We start from the raw sequence: 13,807 nt of genomic DNA on the forward strand, positions 1-13,807 counted from the left end.
CGCCATGCTCGGCGCACAATGAAAGAAGCTGGCAAACTGCCAGCTTCTTTTTTGTCTTCATCTAGATGATTTAGGCTTATAGAGATTAAGCAGACTCAGTCGATAACACTTTACCATCCACTTTAGTTGGCCATCCTAGCGCTTTATACTCAGCTGCTAGTAAATGGGCACAGCCGCTAGAAATTCTGGTCAGAACCAGCTTTAGCTAAGTAACCTTGAACAAGCTCTCGATATTGCTGCTTCAATGGCGCTTCAATAAAGCTCGCGTCTATCGCATTCAAACTAAACTGCGCTAACTCCTGATGCGTCATCTCATGAGCTTGGCTCACCGCATTAAAGTTATCCGATATGTAACCACCAAAATAAGCAGGGTCATCCGAGTTAATCGTTACAGCCACACCCTTTCTGAGCAGTTCGACAATGTTGTGGTCTTCCATCACATCGAATACACGCAATTTAATATTCGACAGTGGGCACACCGTCAGTGGCATTTTGGTTTCAATCAGCTCTTCGATTAGAGCTTCGTCTGTCATGCACTGGACACCATGATCCACTCGACTCACGCTGAGCATTTCAATCGCATCGACAATGTTTTGAGCCGGCCCTTCTTCTCCTGCATGCGCCACCGTCAAGAAGCCCGCTTGTTTTGCTTGTTGGAATACACGCTTGAACTTCTCTGGTGGGTGTCCTAATTCAGAAGAGTCCAGTCCAACCCCGACGATCTTATCTTGATGCTTCAATACCTCTGCGAACGTTTGAATGGCGCTCTCTTCAGATAAATGGCGCAGAAAACATGCGATGATTTGAGAGGTAATGCCCAACTCTTTATGACCCTGTTCAAGCGCACGATGAATGCCGTTAATAGCGGTGTCGAATGCAATGCCACGATCGGTATGTGTCTGAGGATCAAAGAAAATCTCAGTATGGATAACATTGTCGGCTTTACAGCGTTCTAGATAAGCCCATGTTAAGTCGTAGAAATCCTGTTCTGTGCGCAGTGCATCAGCACCTTGATAATAGATATCCAGAAATGACTGTAAATCATCAAATTCGTATGCGCGTCTTAGTTGCTCTGGGGATGAATAAGGCAGCTCAATGCCATTGCGTTGAGCAAGCTGGAAAAGTAACTCAGGTTCGAGCGAACCTTCAATGTGTAAATGCAACTCTACTTTTGGGAGCCCTTGAATAAATGCGTTCATATTTCACCTACTATGGATTTTAGGTGTGCACTTACTCTGAATAATAGACAGGAGGTTTTCTTGAACGCCATTACAAAGAGTAAGAACACAATTGTGATCTAAACCCTTCGTAATCAGCACTTTGCGGGAGCTGGTAGAGACCCCCAAACCATATCATTGGGGTTATACGAAGCAAACGGTTGCTACTATACAGAGTTTAATGGGAATTTCACTAATCAATTGCTCATTAACCGATTTCTAAAGCAGGAACCTGTTTGGTTCGATCTCAACGGTAATCTGGTCGTATTCTCGACATCAGCAACATATCGATGTACTTACCCGCTTTGAACGTACTGAGTCTTTTTGTGCCTTCTAACTGAAAGCCTACACGTTCATACAAAGCAATAGCGGCGTGGTTATCGGCATGAACCTCTAACTCAAGACGCACGAGATTAAGCCAGTTATCCGCCTGATTGATCGCTTCTTGCATTAACGCCTTACCGACCCCTTTACCATGCATATCTGGGTGAATAGCAATACCAAGACCAGCGCAGTGCCTGTCTCTTACCTTGGTGGTCATGAATAAAGTAATGTGACCCACTACTTTGCCGGAGACTTCCGCAACCAGAGTGAAATGGTCTGAATGACCAAACAGTCGCTCCACTTGTTCAGAACTAAGATAAGGCTTTTGTGAGGTGTTTTCTGAAACTGAAGGGCGGCGATAAATATCGAAAATATCTTGGCTATCCGTTGCTTCTAAATGTCTAATTTGTATTTCCAAAGCGCTTCCTTATCCTATTATTTCTATCCATAAGCTAATTTTCATATTACGGATAGCAACGGGAACCTACAACCTTTAAAGGTGTAAGTGCCCGAAATAATTAAACAAATAGTAAGACTGAACTTAAACTTCTGCTTTGATGAGTATTTTTAAAATAGTGTGAATATCAGAATTTATAATCCACACCCACACTCGCTAATACTTGCTCGGAGTTATAGAAATCGATATTAGAATCTATGCTTCTTAAACCCAGTAAAGTAATGAACGCCCAATCTTTATAGCCCACCAAACTCATAAGCTAAGAATGCACCGAATTCATTCTCTTCACGTACTTGCCCGTAAATTGGATTCGACTCATCATATTCACGATCACTTGCATCTAGGGTGACAACAAAACCATGACGACCGATTCTCTTCGCGTAGTTTAATTCAATACCATAACTATCGAAGCTGAGTGCTCCTCCTTCTGCGTCTGAGTGGAAATACACCATTGAAGGAACAAATAGACCTGCGTGGTTTGGTAAGATAAAGCGGTATCCTGCTTTGGCGTACACATAGGTTCTTTCCCTATCCAGCAGCACAGTATCTTCCGGAGATAAGCCTTGGCTACCAGATAGCTCTTCATCAACATCTGATTGCCCAAATGCGAGATCCGTTCGAAAACCAGTTCCACCGATATTAGTGAGCTGCAGTCGTCCTACATTACCTTTCACATCCGTTTCATTTCGATTAACGCCAACAGCATACGGATCCGTCCAAGCCTTACCCGAGATAAGCGTAGGAATAACAGAAAAATCCAATATGGTGCCACCAGAAAGTTGATATCGATAACCGATCTCAAACGCAATGGTACCTGTTGCAATATCCTCTCGTGTCGTACCCGCATACACTTGGTGAGTCAGCGATTCGCCAAAAGTATATTGAACAGTACCCAAAAAGCCGAGTAGCCCTTGGTTTTCACTCTCCCCTTCCTGGGTGTTGGTGGCTTGATTCGAATCTTGTTCAGTACTCAAATTACTATTGTCAGAGTAGAAACCGGCCAATACACTGAAGTTACCGCTGAAGCCTTCACTTGGAGCAAGGCCACTGTATGCAGGCATTGAAGCCAATGCAGAAAAGACTACTGGTAAAACAAACCTCATATTCACATCCATTACTTGAATAATCACCAAATAACTATAAGCATCAAATAACTATAAGCATCAAAATGAAATCATAACAATCATTTAACAATATAAATTTATTCGCTTGGCGCAGTCGATATCGTTAACCATTCACTCAAAGACACAACAAATTGATCTATCACGATTGGGCTTTCGTAATACCTCTCGAAAATAACGGACAAAACTCAAAGGAAGACAATATGTTTAATAAATTAATCAAAACCATGTCAGTGCTAGTTGCGACGCTTCTTTTTACGGCTTTTGCTCACGCTGATCACCACGGAATGAAGAAAGACATCGTTGACGTGGCGGCTGGAAACGGCTCTTTCAACACCTTGGTAGCAGCAGTAAAAGCGGCAGGCTTAGTTGAAACATTGAAAGGTGATGGCCCGTTCACTGTGTTTGCGCCAACGGATGAAGCGTTCGCTGCACTACCAGAAGGAACGGTTGATATGCTGTTGAAGCCAGAAAACAAAGACAAGCTAATCGCAGTACTGACCTATCATGTGGTGCCAGGAAAAATAATGGCGTCCGAAGTGATGAAACTTGATAGTGCCGTAACAGTGCAAGGTGAAGCGGTAATGGTAGGAATTGATCACGGCAATGTGATGATCAACAAAGCGCAGGTCGTGATGGCAGATGTTGAAGCAAGCAATGGTGTTATCCATGTGATTGATGCTGTATTACTGCCTAAATAGTAAAGATGAACACAAATCAAAGGTTCTTAGAGGGTGTGATAGGTTCACACCCTTTTCATGTTTAAGTACCATGTAAAGATAGGTATCAAACTAGCCGAACCTGCCTTTATATAAGCAAGAACCCGGATTACATAAACAAGCGCCCGAATATCAGAAAGACCGCCATCGACACCACCTTCGTGAAGACCACCACCCAGATGCAATCACCAATACTAGAGTGCGTTGCTTTCCCGAGAAGGAACACAAACAGAATCAACCCCAGCACCCAACCCACTGTCGGAATCAATGACACCAAAGCAACGATTACAGCAATAGTAAGAAGGGATTTAAAGTCTGCGACCACGAAAGACATTTTGGAGGCGATATACATACAACATGCGGTGATTAATGCGTCCATCACAAACGCTAAAGCTTCAATACCCACTTTACTTCCTTCACTGATATTAGTTGAAGTGAATATTATCTCTAAAGAGATGATTTTTCTTGAATAAGAGAACAAAAAGCAGGTGAAAACTGTGTCAAAAATGAGATTACCGTTCGTCTGAAGGAATAGGTTTATTTGTTCGAGTCTTCTAAGCCTTTGACCAGTGCTCGCGACCGAGTCTGATTTGCTTTTTGATAGGCATCAAAGCCATCTTCGCGTTTACCTCCGAACAAACAAAGAAACGAGTTGATGACAAATGAAAAGAATGAGATGACGACAACAAAGAGAGGAAATAGCCCCGACACCCCAGCATCTAAGGCAAGAACGCCAACAGCGAAGGACAACATCGACACCAATGTATATAGTTTAGATCTACTCACATGACTCATGAACAACACTCCTTGTATTCATTCAATGTTTAGGTTAGACAAATTATCTTGCACACAATTTGAACTCATCGACAATATCAATAGATCAGGAAAAGTTATCCTTAAAAAGGTTTTTTAATATTTCAAACTCGGTTTCTGTATCCCTAAGAACACGAGTCCGCCTATTCAGCTGCCTTGTCCATCTTCAACTATCTTTTCCATCACGTAATTGGTCAGCTTTACGCCACGCATTTCGACTTCCTGTTCATTTACTACCTTAAAGCCAAGGTGCTCATAAAAAGGCCTTGCGGTAATACTTACTTCAGAGAAATATCTCGATACGCCACGAACTCGACCCACAGTGAAAACATGTTCCATCAACGCTTTCCCGACACCCTTCCCTTGATATTCGTGGTGACAGAAAAAGTGATCAATCAAGCCGTTGGGTTGCAGGTCAGTATAGCCAACAACGCAGCCATCGAGCTCAGCCACAAAGGGTTGTAACCCATTCATACGCTTTTGCCATAACGCAAAGTCAAAGCTACTGGGTGCCCAAGCTTCGACTTGCTGTTGAGAATAATCTCGAACATTCACGTTACGTACGGTATGAAAGAAGATCTCCCACAGTGCTTTGTCATCATTCGCTTGATAGTTTCGAATTCTAATCACAACATACTCCTTTTTGTCTTAAGTCCTTTCTGAGGTGAAAATAAACAGCTGAATCAGCAAGCTTTATAACCTAACAGCCTCAGCTTTAGAGCAAGATATCAACGATAAAACACAGCGAGCCAGATCGTCACCGCATCTTTATCCGCCCTCAGCACCTTGTGTTTTTCACCTGCGGAAATATTGAGATAATCTCCTTTAGACAAGGTAACAATGCGACCATCTTCAAACTCAATCACCCCTTGCCCATCGATCACCATCACCCATTCATTCTCATCTTGATCATACTAACCCTCGTCTGGTGAACTGTGTCCATGCGACAATATTCTTTCGATTCGAACACTGTCGTTGGCAATCAGGTCATTGAATATCTCATTAGGTAGTGATGAAGGAACATCATTGTAAATGTTTGGCATCAAGCTCTCCTAGCTAGTATTGAATTGAATTGAATTGATTAATAATTTGGGCCTTAACTTCAGTTGTAAACCTAAGCAGCGGCACTCTTTCTGAAATAAAAACGGTAATAACCCACCAAGTTACTGCAGATAAACAGCGCCTCCATAACAACCGCTGTTGGCGAGCCAACTAAGTAATTGTGAACCAACCAAAAGCTGGTTCCGATGATCATCAATTCTCTTAATCGACGGTCATCTTTATTGAAGGCAGCAAAGGTTTGAAATACGGAGGCAAAGCAACTCAATATGCTAGTCAGCCCTGAGTAAGTCACTGCGGTTGCGACCACCGACATCGAACAGAACAAATATTTGAATTTGGATGCGGTAGAAAATACGCTCGTCAAATAGCGAATCGTAGCAATCGTCATTAAGCTCGCCGCTGTCCATTGTTCAAGCAGGATAAAGTGACTCGAAATAAGAACGCCAGCAAAGAACAGACAAGTGACGATTTTCTTCCTTTCCTTGAATTGGAATGACAGAAGATCAAAACAAATGGCTATCGCGACTAATACTTGAGAAAGGTAAAAGGCAGACACGGTGATTCCTTCAATAATACATTACGCCCTAGCCGCCTCTTTTAACTGTGAACAGTCGAATAAAACGTACTAGGCGGTTCCAACGATACAGGTCAAACAGCGCTCTAAAGCTTCTATAGAGATCTAAAGCTTCAACACGCCACTAATCACAGTGGTCGCAGAACCGATTAACTTTGTTCGCCCATTAGCTAAGAGCTCTGTCGACATATAACCACCACGACGAGACGCCTGATAAGCACTGAAACTGCTTTTGTTGAGCTTTTCTGCCCAGTGCTGCGTCAATGCGCAATGCGCCGAACCAGTCACAGGATCTTCATTAACCCCAACCCAGGGTGCAAAGTAACGAGAAACAAAATCAAGTTCCGTATTTGCTGCCAATGCTGTGACCACAACACCGCGACCTTGAATGCCTTTTAACGCATCAAAGTTTGGTGAAAGCTCCAATAACACTTGTTCGTTGGAAACTTCGATTAACTGCTTAGAGTCAAATTCTCTGAATGAAACTACTTGATGCGGATCTATACCTAGGTGTTCAAGCAGCGTGAGGTTGGGTTCAGAACGCAATGATAGCTGTGTACTAGGAAAATCAAGCTCGATAGACGATTCACAAACGGCGGCAGATAATTCCCCAGATAAGGTGTTAAACACGACCTTATCACCTGTCTCAAGCAGTCCTTGTTCTTTCATCACATGAACCGTTGCCAGTGTGCCATGTCCACACAGCTTCACTTCGACTTCGGGAGTGAACCATTTAAGCGTCATAGTGTTAAGCGCGAGAAAAGCCGTTTCAGATACCGCCATCTCTTCAGCGATTGAAAACATTAACGACTCATCCAACGACTCTTTGGAGATACAGACCCCGGCAGGGTTCCCTTTAAACGCTTGAGTTGTAAACGAATCTACTTGATATATCTCTAAATCCACAATGGCTCCTAAATGCACAACATTTCCCAAACCGGCAATCATGGCTCGTTGGGACATAACCTAGATATTGCTGCCCACAATAAGCACAATCACCTTGTGCTACAAGTCTTTAGCAACAACTTTATCGATACTTATTGAGAAACGAAACAAATGATAAACAAAACGTTATAGAAGTGTTTTTAGGGATAAAAGAACATTGAACATAAGAGTAAATCGCGATGGCAAAACAAAGGAATAACGACGATTAATGCGAGCGAAAACCCGAAAAAGGTAATCACCGCATCATTATTTAATGCTTAATATTTGCATAATAACTTGTAAGAATGGATATTATGATGAATATTAATTTAAATAATCCATTCACGGACAATAAACTGGAATACGTACTTGTGTTGAATACGATACGACGGAGTCATCCTTGCCTCACACGATAAAGGTTCGGTATCAAGTAGGAGTAGCAAGTTGCTATTTGCATGAAATGCATGAAGTTGAAGTTAAATTAAGTGCCTAAATTTGAATCATGTCGCAAATTTTGGGCTACGATTTAGTTATCACGTACGAAAGGGAATCCGTCAGTGAAAGCGTTTTGCGTATCAATACTTGCGTCAACATCCTTTTTGGCTAGCCCTGTATTTGGCCAGCAGCATGATATTTATCTCTACAATTGGGATGAATTTTTATCTGACAGCGTCGTTACCCAGTTGAGTGATACCTACGGCATCTCACTAAAGCAGCAATATTTTTCTGACGAGTCCATTCGTGATGAAGTGCTATTGAGTGAACGACGAGGTGCGTTTGAATTGGTTGTCATTGAAAGTATGAAACTGAAAGCGCTGGCTAAACAGAACTTATTCCACAACCTGAGCGACTTGCAGCAATCCCTTTCAAGCAACTTTGACTCAAGATGGGTGGATGGGTGTGGCGAATATGGAATCCCCTACGCTTGGGGGACATCCGGCATCTTATACCGAAGCGGAAAAGTTGAGACTCCCAAGTCTTGGGGCGCTCTTCTAGACCCTGAAACCAAAACCAGCGGCCGAATCAGCATGTATTATGAGCCTACGGATTTGGTGAGTGCTGCGCTTCTGATGAATCAATTTGAGCCGTTTACCAACAACGAACAAGAACTTCGAGTCGCTTACAAAACGCTACAAGCACAGAAGCCTCACCTTGAAAGTAATGAATACGTTGTCGATTATATTCGTCATCCCGAACACTTAGCCAACATCGACCTCGCCTACGGATACTCAGGTGACAGCTATGTGCTTAATGATGCCGAACCTGAGGCATCTTGGGCCTACACAGTGCCTCTAGAAGGAACAACCTTATGGTTAGAGTGTATGGCTGCAATTAACAACGGAGAGCGATCTCCACAGGCAACCACGATTCTCTCCTTCTTATCGCAACCCGAAATCGCCGCTCAAAACGCAATGGATTCATGGTTTGCAACGCCAAGTTCAAAAGCAAAAGCACTCACTTCTCAGGAGTATCAAAACGATCCCGAGCTTTTCCCGAATAAAGAAGTATTAGATCGCAGCTACCTTTATCAGCCGTTAGAACCGAGTAGCATTCAAATTCGCAATCGTATTGTCGACAGTTTGAGATAACTCATGCCAGTATTGAAGAAGCTCTATTTTGTACTTTTACCAACGCTGACATTTGTGCTCCTGATAGCAGGAATCGTGATGTACAACTTCGCATCAAATCATGCTAAGCACATGTATTTGGACAAGGTGCAATCTGATGTGAACACCGCTTTAGTCGCGGCGGAATACGAGCAGCTCGGCTTGTCCTTACTAGTTAAAGATATCGGTTCTTCGTTGCAGTTCCTCCGCTACATTCAAAATCCTGGCGACTCCACGACTCTATCGCTATTGGAAAAACGAGTACTCCGAGTATTAAGCCAGAATCACGTCAATCAATTTGGGCAACGCAATGTTTATATCGTGGACCCTAAGTTCAAATTAACGCTTTCGACTCTCAGAGCCGATCCTTTCGAGGGGCTAAAGATCCCTGACAAGATTTACGAAAGAGTCTTCGATATATACACCTCGTTAATAAGCAAAAATGAACTCTCCTACGAAGGCTTCTCTTATGTCTCGATTAGTGGCGAGCTCAGATATTCGTATGTTGCGGCAATTGACCCTTACCTCCTTCCTCAAGATAAACGTGCAAGTAGCAGTTTAAATCGCTACATTTTGATTGCTGACGGACCTCTGATACAACTCTCTAGCTTATTAATCAAATACAATGACGATGACAATATTCAGTTCTTAATCGAGCCATCCTCAGACGCTGCCAACATTGAAAATACCCAATTCGTTATCAAATCAATTGAGCAAACCCAAGATAATATCAATGTGCAGATGACCAGCCGACATCTCATCGCGCAAGTAAATATTCGAGAACAAAAGTTCAACCATGAGAAAGCCATCATCGCTAAACAAACCTTGTTAGGTGGCTTTGGTACTCTCTTTACGATCATGTTGATCGTACATTTAGTGGTACGTTACCAACTCGTGCGACCGCTTAAAGACTTACTTCAAGAGATATCGATCGGCGGGCTCAAACTTAGATACTTCAAACGCTCATCAGGGCAAAGTGAAATTGATGGTTTAAAGAACGCGTACATAGACTCATTAACAGAGTTGAAGTTCGAAGCCGAATTCGACCAACTCACCAAGCTAGCTAACCGACGCTCTTTCATCAGACACCTTGATGTACGACTAAAAAGCTCGATGAGCCCACACTGCTATGTGGTTTGTTGGGACATCATCGATTTTCGTAAAATTAACGATCTCTACGGGGCAAAAGTTGGTGATAATGTACTGATAAGCTTAGCTAAAGCACTGAAAGAGACACTACAAAACCAACAAGCCTCTTTGGGCTTTAGTTGCAGTGATTACTCTTTAGCCAGACTGGGAGGGAATCAGTTTATCGCGATCTTGGAGATGGGTAAGAACCAAGTGATAAACGAAGAAATTGAGAACATCAACAATACGCTGACCGGCACCACCTTCCTTGACTACTATGGGTTTCGATTATCACTCGCAACAGGTGTTTTACCGCTCGACACGCCAAAGTTCGATGAGATTTGGCACCGATGCATCGATGAAATGTTAGCTAATGCGAAGTCTCATAGTGATGGCGAAAGTCGTATTGTTTATGGCGAAGAGTTGTTACATACCTTGGAACGCCATGACGTTGTAGAGAAAAGACTCTTAGAGTGCTGCGAAAGTGACAACTTTGAACTTCGCTTTATGCCTATTTTTAACGCCAAGACACTTCAGATAGATGGCGCGGAGTGCCTGATTCGTTGCCCAGCCTTATTCGATATCGATGCGGGACCAGAAGAATTTATCCCAGTTGCAGAAAAGAGTAACCTTATTGCCAGGCTCGACATGTGGGTCATTGGCACCGCGATCAAAAGCTATAAAGAGCTTTCAGAACTTCATAAATACAAGGGTACTCTGTCAATTAATATCTCGGCGATGGAGCTCTACAACCGTAATTTTGCCGACAACATCCGTAAAGTACTCGAACGTTATCAAGTGCCACCTGGCAACATTATTATAGAGATTACCGAGACCAGTTACGTGAAAAGTACCAAGCTTACGGTGCAGACTATCGAGAGCCTCAGAAGCTTAGGTTTAAAGGTCTCCCTTGACGATTTTGGTACGGGCTACACAGCGTTTAACCAACTTCTCCACTACCCTGTGGATGAGCTCAAAATTGATAAGAGCTTTATCGATAACATGGTAGACGACAAGGCCGACCGCAAGATGGTCGAATCTATGGTTAACTTAGGCCACTCTTGTGACACGCTAGTCGTCGGAGAAGGTGTTGAGTCGATAGAACAGTATCATTACCTCAGAAAAGCCAACTGTAACCTAATACAAGGCTACTTCTTCAGTCAGCCACTCACTTATCTGGAATTCATCGAGTTTGTTCGAAACCATAACCCGCAAGCAATTTTAAACCCGCAGTCTGTTAGCAGTTCGAGATCTAACGAGCGAATCGTTGCACTCACTCAAAAGCAGTAACCTTAAACCTAAACCTAAACCTCAAAGCCTCTCTTCCTATTCAAGCGCGGAAAGCCACTATAGCTATAACTAGTAGTAGAACTATCTTCATCAGAGCAGGAGCTCTCTATTGGCTGCACATTGAATGAGGAGGCAAATAAAGAATGGCAAAAGCCATGATAGTGAAGCGGGAGAATGGTGAGCGTACAGTCAACAAAACCTAATGATCTAACTTATCGCTGATGCGGGGATTAACTCTGCATTGTCGTTAGTAGCTCCATCATATCTTTAGAGCTGATGTTCTTCTTATGCCTGACTACAGCGTCAATCATCAATTCTAAATTCCCCGCAGAGATATAATCCTTAAGCACGTCATTGAATTTTTCCTGTATCTCATCACTTGTGTACAATTGCTCAGGAATGAAGAATAGAAACTGACTGCCACTACTACGAAACGAGATAGTACTTTCCGGTACCTTTGCCGTCAGGGACTTAGCAGCTGAACTCACCACCAAGTCTCCATATTCAAGTCCATACTTTTGGTTTATCTCACTAAGGTTTCTGATTCTTACAAAGTAAAGGTCGAAATCACCGTTTGTTGGATAGCTGTTCTTAACAAACTGCATGAGCGAGACTCGATTGCGAAAGCCAGTAATGAAGTCGGTAGAATGAAGTTTTCGTTTGATTGCAAAGTCGACGTAAAAAATCGCTCCTGTCACAAGCAGTAGCAACACCAGAAATACGCTGCTTATCTGATGCATCATCACCAACTTGTCGACCATTGTGGTGTTTTCTTCAATAACCGGGCTTTGAAGTCGAAACTTTTCGTTAATAAATTCGACCAGCGTGTTGTAACAAATATCAATTTTCTTCTGCAGTGATTCCTTAGGCAAAGCGCCTTGATTCACCAACTTAATTGAGGATTCTAGCGACTTAAATTTCTCAAACTCTCCGGTGAAATAAGGTTTGAAGTTGGCAGATTTAATGAAGTTAGAAGATTCGGTACTGTTGATCAGAATATCAAAGCGGCTCCACGTAATATCATAGGCTAACCACAAATCGTCGTAATTGAGATTATCCGAACGGCTCACCATCAAGAAATTCGCGTATTCCTTTACCAATTGGAAAACAAACCATGTTGCCTCATTTTGGCGATTAGAAAAGCTCTTGTTGATGTCATTAATTCGAGTAACGCTGTAGATATTGACGGATAGAACAACCACGGCCAAAGACAAAACAACGACTTTGATTGCGGCCATAGACAACAGCTTCTTCATAATTAGCCTCTACAGGTGAATATCACGAATCTGCCAAATCATCTTGGCATGGAAATCAGGGGTATTAGTCTCAGGATTCGCAGAGAGTGGGTAAATCAACCAAAACGGGCCTTTCTCTCTCACAGACATAAACTCCCCATTCTTTTTAATCGCAATGATGGGTTCATAGGTATCAAAATCTTCTTTGGGCACCGCAATTTTATAGTCATTCAATGCTACGAAAGTGACTTGTGATGATATCGGTAGATCCATATTTTCAAGCACCGTTTGTAACGTCACACCACTATAAACGGTCAGACCCTCGACCCAAGGCAAGGTGGTAGTAATTTCTGTCTGAGGAAGTGACAGGAGTTGCTCTCTACTAAAACCATGCTTTTGCCCAGAGTGGTCGAAAACCGTTAACTCTGAGGCTGCAAAAATCGAAAACGAGCAAAGCCAAAGCATCAACAAGAATACAGTTCTCATTCTAAACTCCATTTAAAAGGTCACTAAATTGAGTCTAGTATAAATTGACCATTTAACTTGTACCGATACCACTCAGATTGATTGGTATCACTTTATTCCGAATGCTCCTACACCTCGCTGTTTTTCAATAACTTCGCCGTTTCTCTGTCTCTTCCATCACCGCTCTCGTTCAGCACTCCCTACCCGCTTGACGTATTCCTTCTCAACCGTCTAGTAACAAAAACTCGTATTTTACTCTGCGTAAGTAAACCAATAAGCCCTATGAATACGTATGAAACAACAAAATTAACAATAAATATGAGTAAGTCAGTAGCGAGAATGCTGGTTGCTGCATAACCTTTAATCGAACGTAAGCAGCTTTAAGAGACTTAATAACGAGTTCCAGTCGTTTCTACTTCACCAGTTGATCTCGTGTATTGATCTTAGAAAGCTTACTCATTTCATAATCAAGGGAATCGAGAATGAGTTTGAATATAAAAAAATTTAACCCCATGGCGACACTTTCTACCCTAGTAATGACGCTGGTCATGTTTCCTGTTTCTGCTGAAGTTAATCAAGAACAATTCGAATTAGGTAAACAAAAAGCTAAAGTGTGTATGACCTGTCATGGCGCTGATGGCATCTCAACACAAGATCCCTACCCGAACCTTCGCGGTCAAAAAGTGGGTTATCTCATCTCTTCATTGAAAGATTACCAGACTCGAGAAAGAACCAGTGGCTTAGCGATTCTCATGCAACAACAAGCCGACACGCTCTCAGACCAAGACATCCGTGACATTTCCTATTTCTATTCTGTGCTCGGCAACGAAGCAGGCTCGCTCAGCGATTCAAATTAAGTCAGCGATTCAAA

General features: G+C 42.6%; 13 protein-coding genes, 2 pseudogenes and 1 riboswitch. Of the genes and pseudogenes, 4 read left to right on the forward strand and 11 right to left on the reverse strand.

All coding sequences use genetic code 11. The features are described from left to right. Window positions 1–176 precede the first annotated feature (176 nt). From AB4371_RS03000 to AB4371_RS03010, 3 genes and pseudogenes are all read right to left on the reverse strand, one after another. A complete protein-coding gene (locus AB4371_RS03000; protein ID WP_372148873.1) occupies window positions 177–1,199 on the reverse strand; it encodes an adenosine deaminase in 1,023 nt (340 codons plus the stop codon). A 90-nt stretch (window positions 1,200–1,289) separates the two neighbouring features. Continuing rightward, window positions 1,290–1,389: riboswitch (purine riboswitch) on the reverse strand. Between the two features lie 75 nt (window positions 1,390–1,464). Beyond that, window positions 1,465–1,959 carry a GNAT family N-acetyltransferase gene (locus AB4371_RS03005; RefSeq protein ID WP_017060016.1) on the reverse strand — a complete coding sequence of 165 codons (495 nt, stop codon included), beginning with the start codon at window positions 1,957–1,959 and terminating at the stop codon, window positions 1,465–1,467. A 166-nt stretch (window positions 1,960–2,125) separates the two neighbouring features. Next, a pseudogene (locus AB4371_RS03010) lies at window positions 2,126–3,101 on the reverse strand (DUF2860 family protein). A 221-nt stretch (window positions 3,102–3,322) separates the two neighbouring features. Between AB4371_RS03010 and AB4371_RS03015 the strand changes: the two are divergent. Further along, on the forward strand, window positions 3,323–3,820 hold the full coding sequence (locus AB4371_RS03015; RefSeq protein ID WP_372148875.1) for a fasciclin domain-containing protein: 498 nt from the start codon (window positions 3,323–3,325) through the stop codon (window positions 3,818–3,820). Between the two features lie 127 nt (window positions 3,821–3,947). Here AB4371_RS03015 and AB4371_RS03020 read toward each other — a convergent pair whose 3' ends face one another. The 6 genes and pseudogenes from AB4371_RS03020 to AB4371_RS03045 form a co-directional block, all read right to left on the reverse strand. Beyond that, complete coding sequence (locus AB4371_RS03020; RefSeq protein WP_372135851.1) at window positions 3,948–4,244, reverse strand: hypothetical protein; 297 nt, start codon at window positions 4,242–4,244, stop codon at window positions 3,948–3,950. Between the two features lie 131 nt (window positions 4,245–4,375). Then, window positions 4,376–4,633 (reverse strand): hypothetical protein, encoded by a 258-nt coding sequence (locus AB4371_RS03025; RefSeq protein ID WP_017060020.1) that lies wholly within the window; start codon window positions 4,631–4,633, stop codon window positions 4,376–4,378. A gap of 165 nt (window positions 4,634–4,798) precedes the next feature. After that, window positions 4,799–5,281, reverse strand: coding sequence for a GNAT family N-acetyltransferase (locus AB4371_RS03030; RefSeq protein ID WP_372148879.1), 483 nt, complete (start codon window positions 5,279–5,281; stop codon window positions 4,799–4,801). Window positions 5,282–5,379: 98 nt separating this feature from the next. Further along, window positions 5,380–5,694, reverse strand: a pseudogene (locus AB4371_RS03035) (cupin domain-containing protein). Between the two features lie 71 nt (window positions 5,695–5,765). Continuing rightward, window positions 5,766–6,269 carry a YgjV family protein gene (locus tag AB4371_RS03040; RefSeq protein ID WP_333912547.1) on the reverse strand — a complete coding sequence of 168 codons (504 nt, stop codon included), beginning with the start codon at window positions 6,267–6,269 and terminating at the stop codon, window positions 5,766–5,768. A gap of 123 nt (window positions 6,270–6,392) precedes the next feature. Further along, on the reverse strand, window positions 6,393–7,193 hold the full coding sequence (locus AB4371_RS03045) for a PhzF family phenazine biosynthesis protein (protein ID WP_372148882.1): 801 nt from the start codon (window positions 7,191–7,193) through the stop codon (window positions 6,393–6,395). Window positions 7,194–7,768: 575 nt separating this feature from the next. On the opposite strand from AB4371_RS03045, the gene AB4371_RS03050 reads away from it, so the two are divergent. After that, on the forward strand, window positions 7,769–8,800 hold the full coding sequence (locus tag AB4371_RS03050; protein ID WP_017060025.1) for a PotD/PotF family extracellular solute-binding protein: 1,032 nt from the start codon (window positions 7,769–7,771) through the stop codon (window positions 8,798–8,800). Between the two features lie 3 nt (window positions 8,801–8,803). Then, the gene (locus AB4371_RS03055; RefSeq protein WP_372148885.1) at window positions 8,804–11,236 is read left to right on the forward strand and encodes a putative bifunctional diguanylate cyclase/phosphodiesterase; all 2,433 of its coding nucleotides are present in this window, start codon (window positions 8,804–8,806) and stop codon (window positions 11,234–11,236) included. 230 nt (window positions 11,237–11,466) lie between these two features. On the opposite strand, the gene AB4371_RS03060 is transcribed toward AB4371_RS03055, so the two are convergent. Both AB4371_RS03060 and AB4371_RS03065 read right to left on the reverse strand, forming a co-directional pair. After that, window positions 11,467–12,492, reverse strand: coding sequence for a GGDEF domain-containing protein (locus AB4371_RS03060; RefSeq protein ID WP_372127159.1), 1,026 nt, complete (start codon window positions 12,490–12,492; stop codon window positions 11,467–11,469). 9 nt (window positions 12,493–12,501) lie between these two features. Then, window positions 12,502–12,957: a hypothetical protein gene (locus tag AB4371_RS03065; RefSeq protein ID WP_372058255.1), complete on the reverse strand. Its 456-nt coding sequence runs from the start codon at window positions 12,955–12,957 to the stop codon at window positions 12,502–12,504. A gap of 461 nt (window positions 12,958–13,418) precedes the next feature. On the opposite strand from AB4371_RS03065, the gene AB4371_RS03070 reads away from it, so the two are divergent. After that, window positions 13,419–13,793 (forward strand): cytochrome c, encoded by a 375-nt coding sequence (locus AB4371_RS03070; RefSeq protein ID WP_029235248.1) that lies wholly within the window; start codon window positions 13,419–13,421, stop codon window positions 13,791–13,793. Window positions 13,794–13,807 lie beyond the last annotated feature (14 nt).

The sequence above is a fragment of the Vibrio sp. 10N.261.51.A3 genome (assembly GCF_041471965.1).
GTDB lineage: Bacteria > Pseudomonadota > Gammaproteobacteria > Enterobacterales > Vibrionaceae > Vibrio > Vibrio crassostreae_C.

Bases quoted from the DNA above. Each gene is read 5' to 3' on its own strand.
- AB4371_RS03000 (WP_372148873.1), bottom strand. From the start codon at position 1,199: ATGAACGCATTTATTCAAGGGCTCCCAAAAGTAGAGTTGCATTTACAC.
- AB4371_RS03015 (WP_372148875.1), top strand. From the start codon at position 3,323: ATGTTTAATAAATTAATCAAAACCATGTCAGTGCTAGTTGCGACGCTT.
- AB4371_RS03025 (WP_017060020.1), bottom strand. From the start codon at position 4,633: ATGAGTCATGTGAGTAGATCTAAACTATATACATTGGTGTCGATGTTG.
- AB4371_RS03055 (WP_372148885.1), top strand. From the start codon at position 8,804: ATGCCAGTATTGAAGAAGCTCTATTTTGTACTTTTACCAACGCTGACA.
- AB4371_RS03060 (WP_372127159.1), bottom strand. From the start codon at position 12,492: ATGAAGAAGCTGTTGTCTATGGCCGCAATCAAAGTCGTTGTTTTGTCT.
- AB4371_RS03065 (WP_372058255.1), bottom strand. From the start codon at position 12,957: ATGAGAACTGTATTCTTGTTGATGCTTTGGCTTTGCTCGTTTTCGATT.
- AB4371_RS03070 (WP_029235248.1), top strand. From the start codon at position 13,419: ATGAGTTTGAATATAAAAAAATTTAACCCCATGGCGACACTTTCTACC.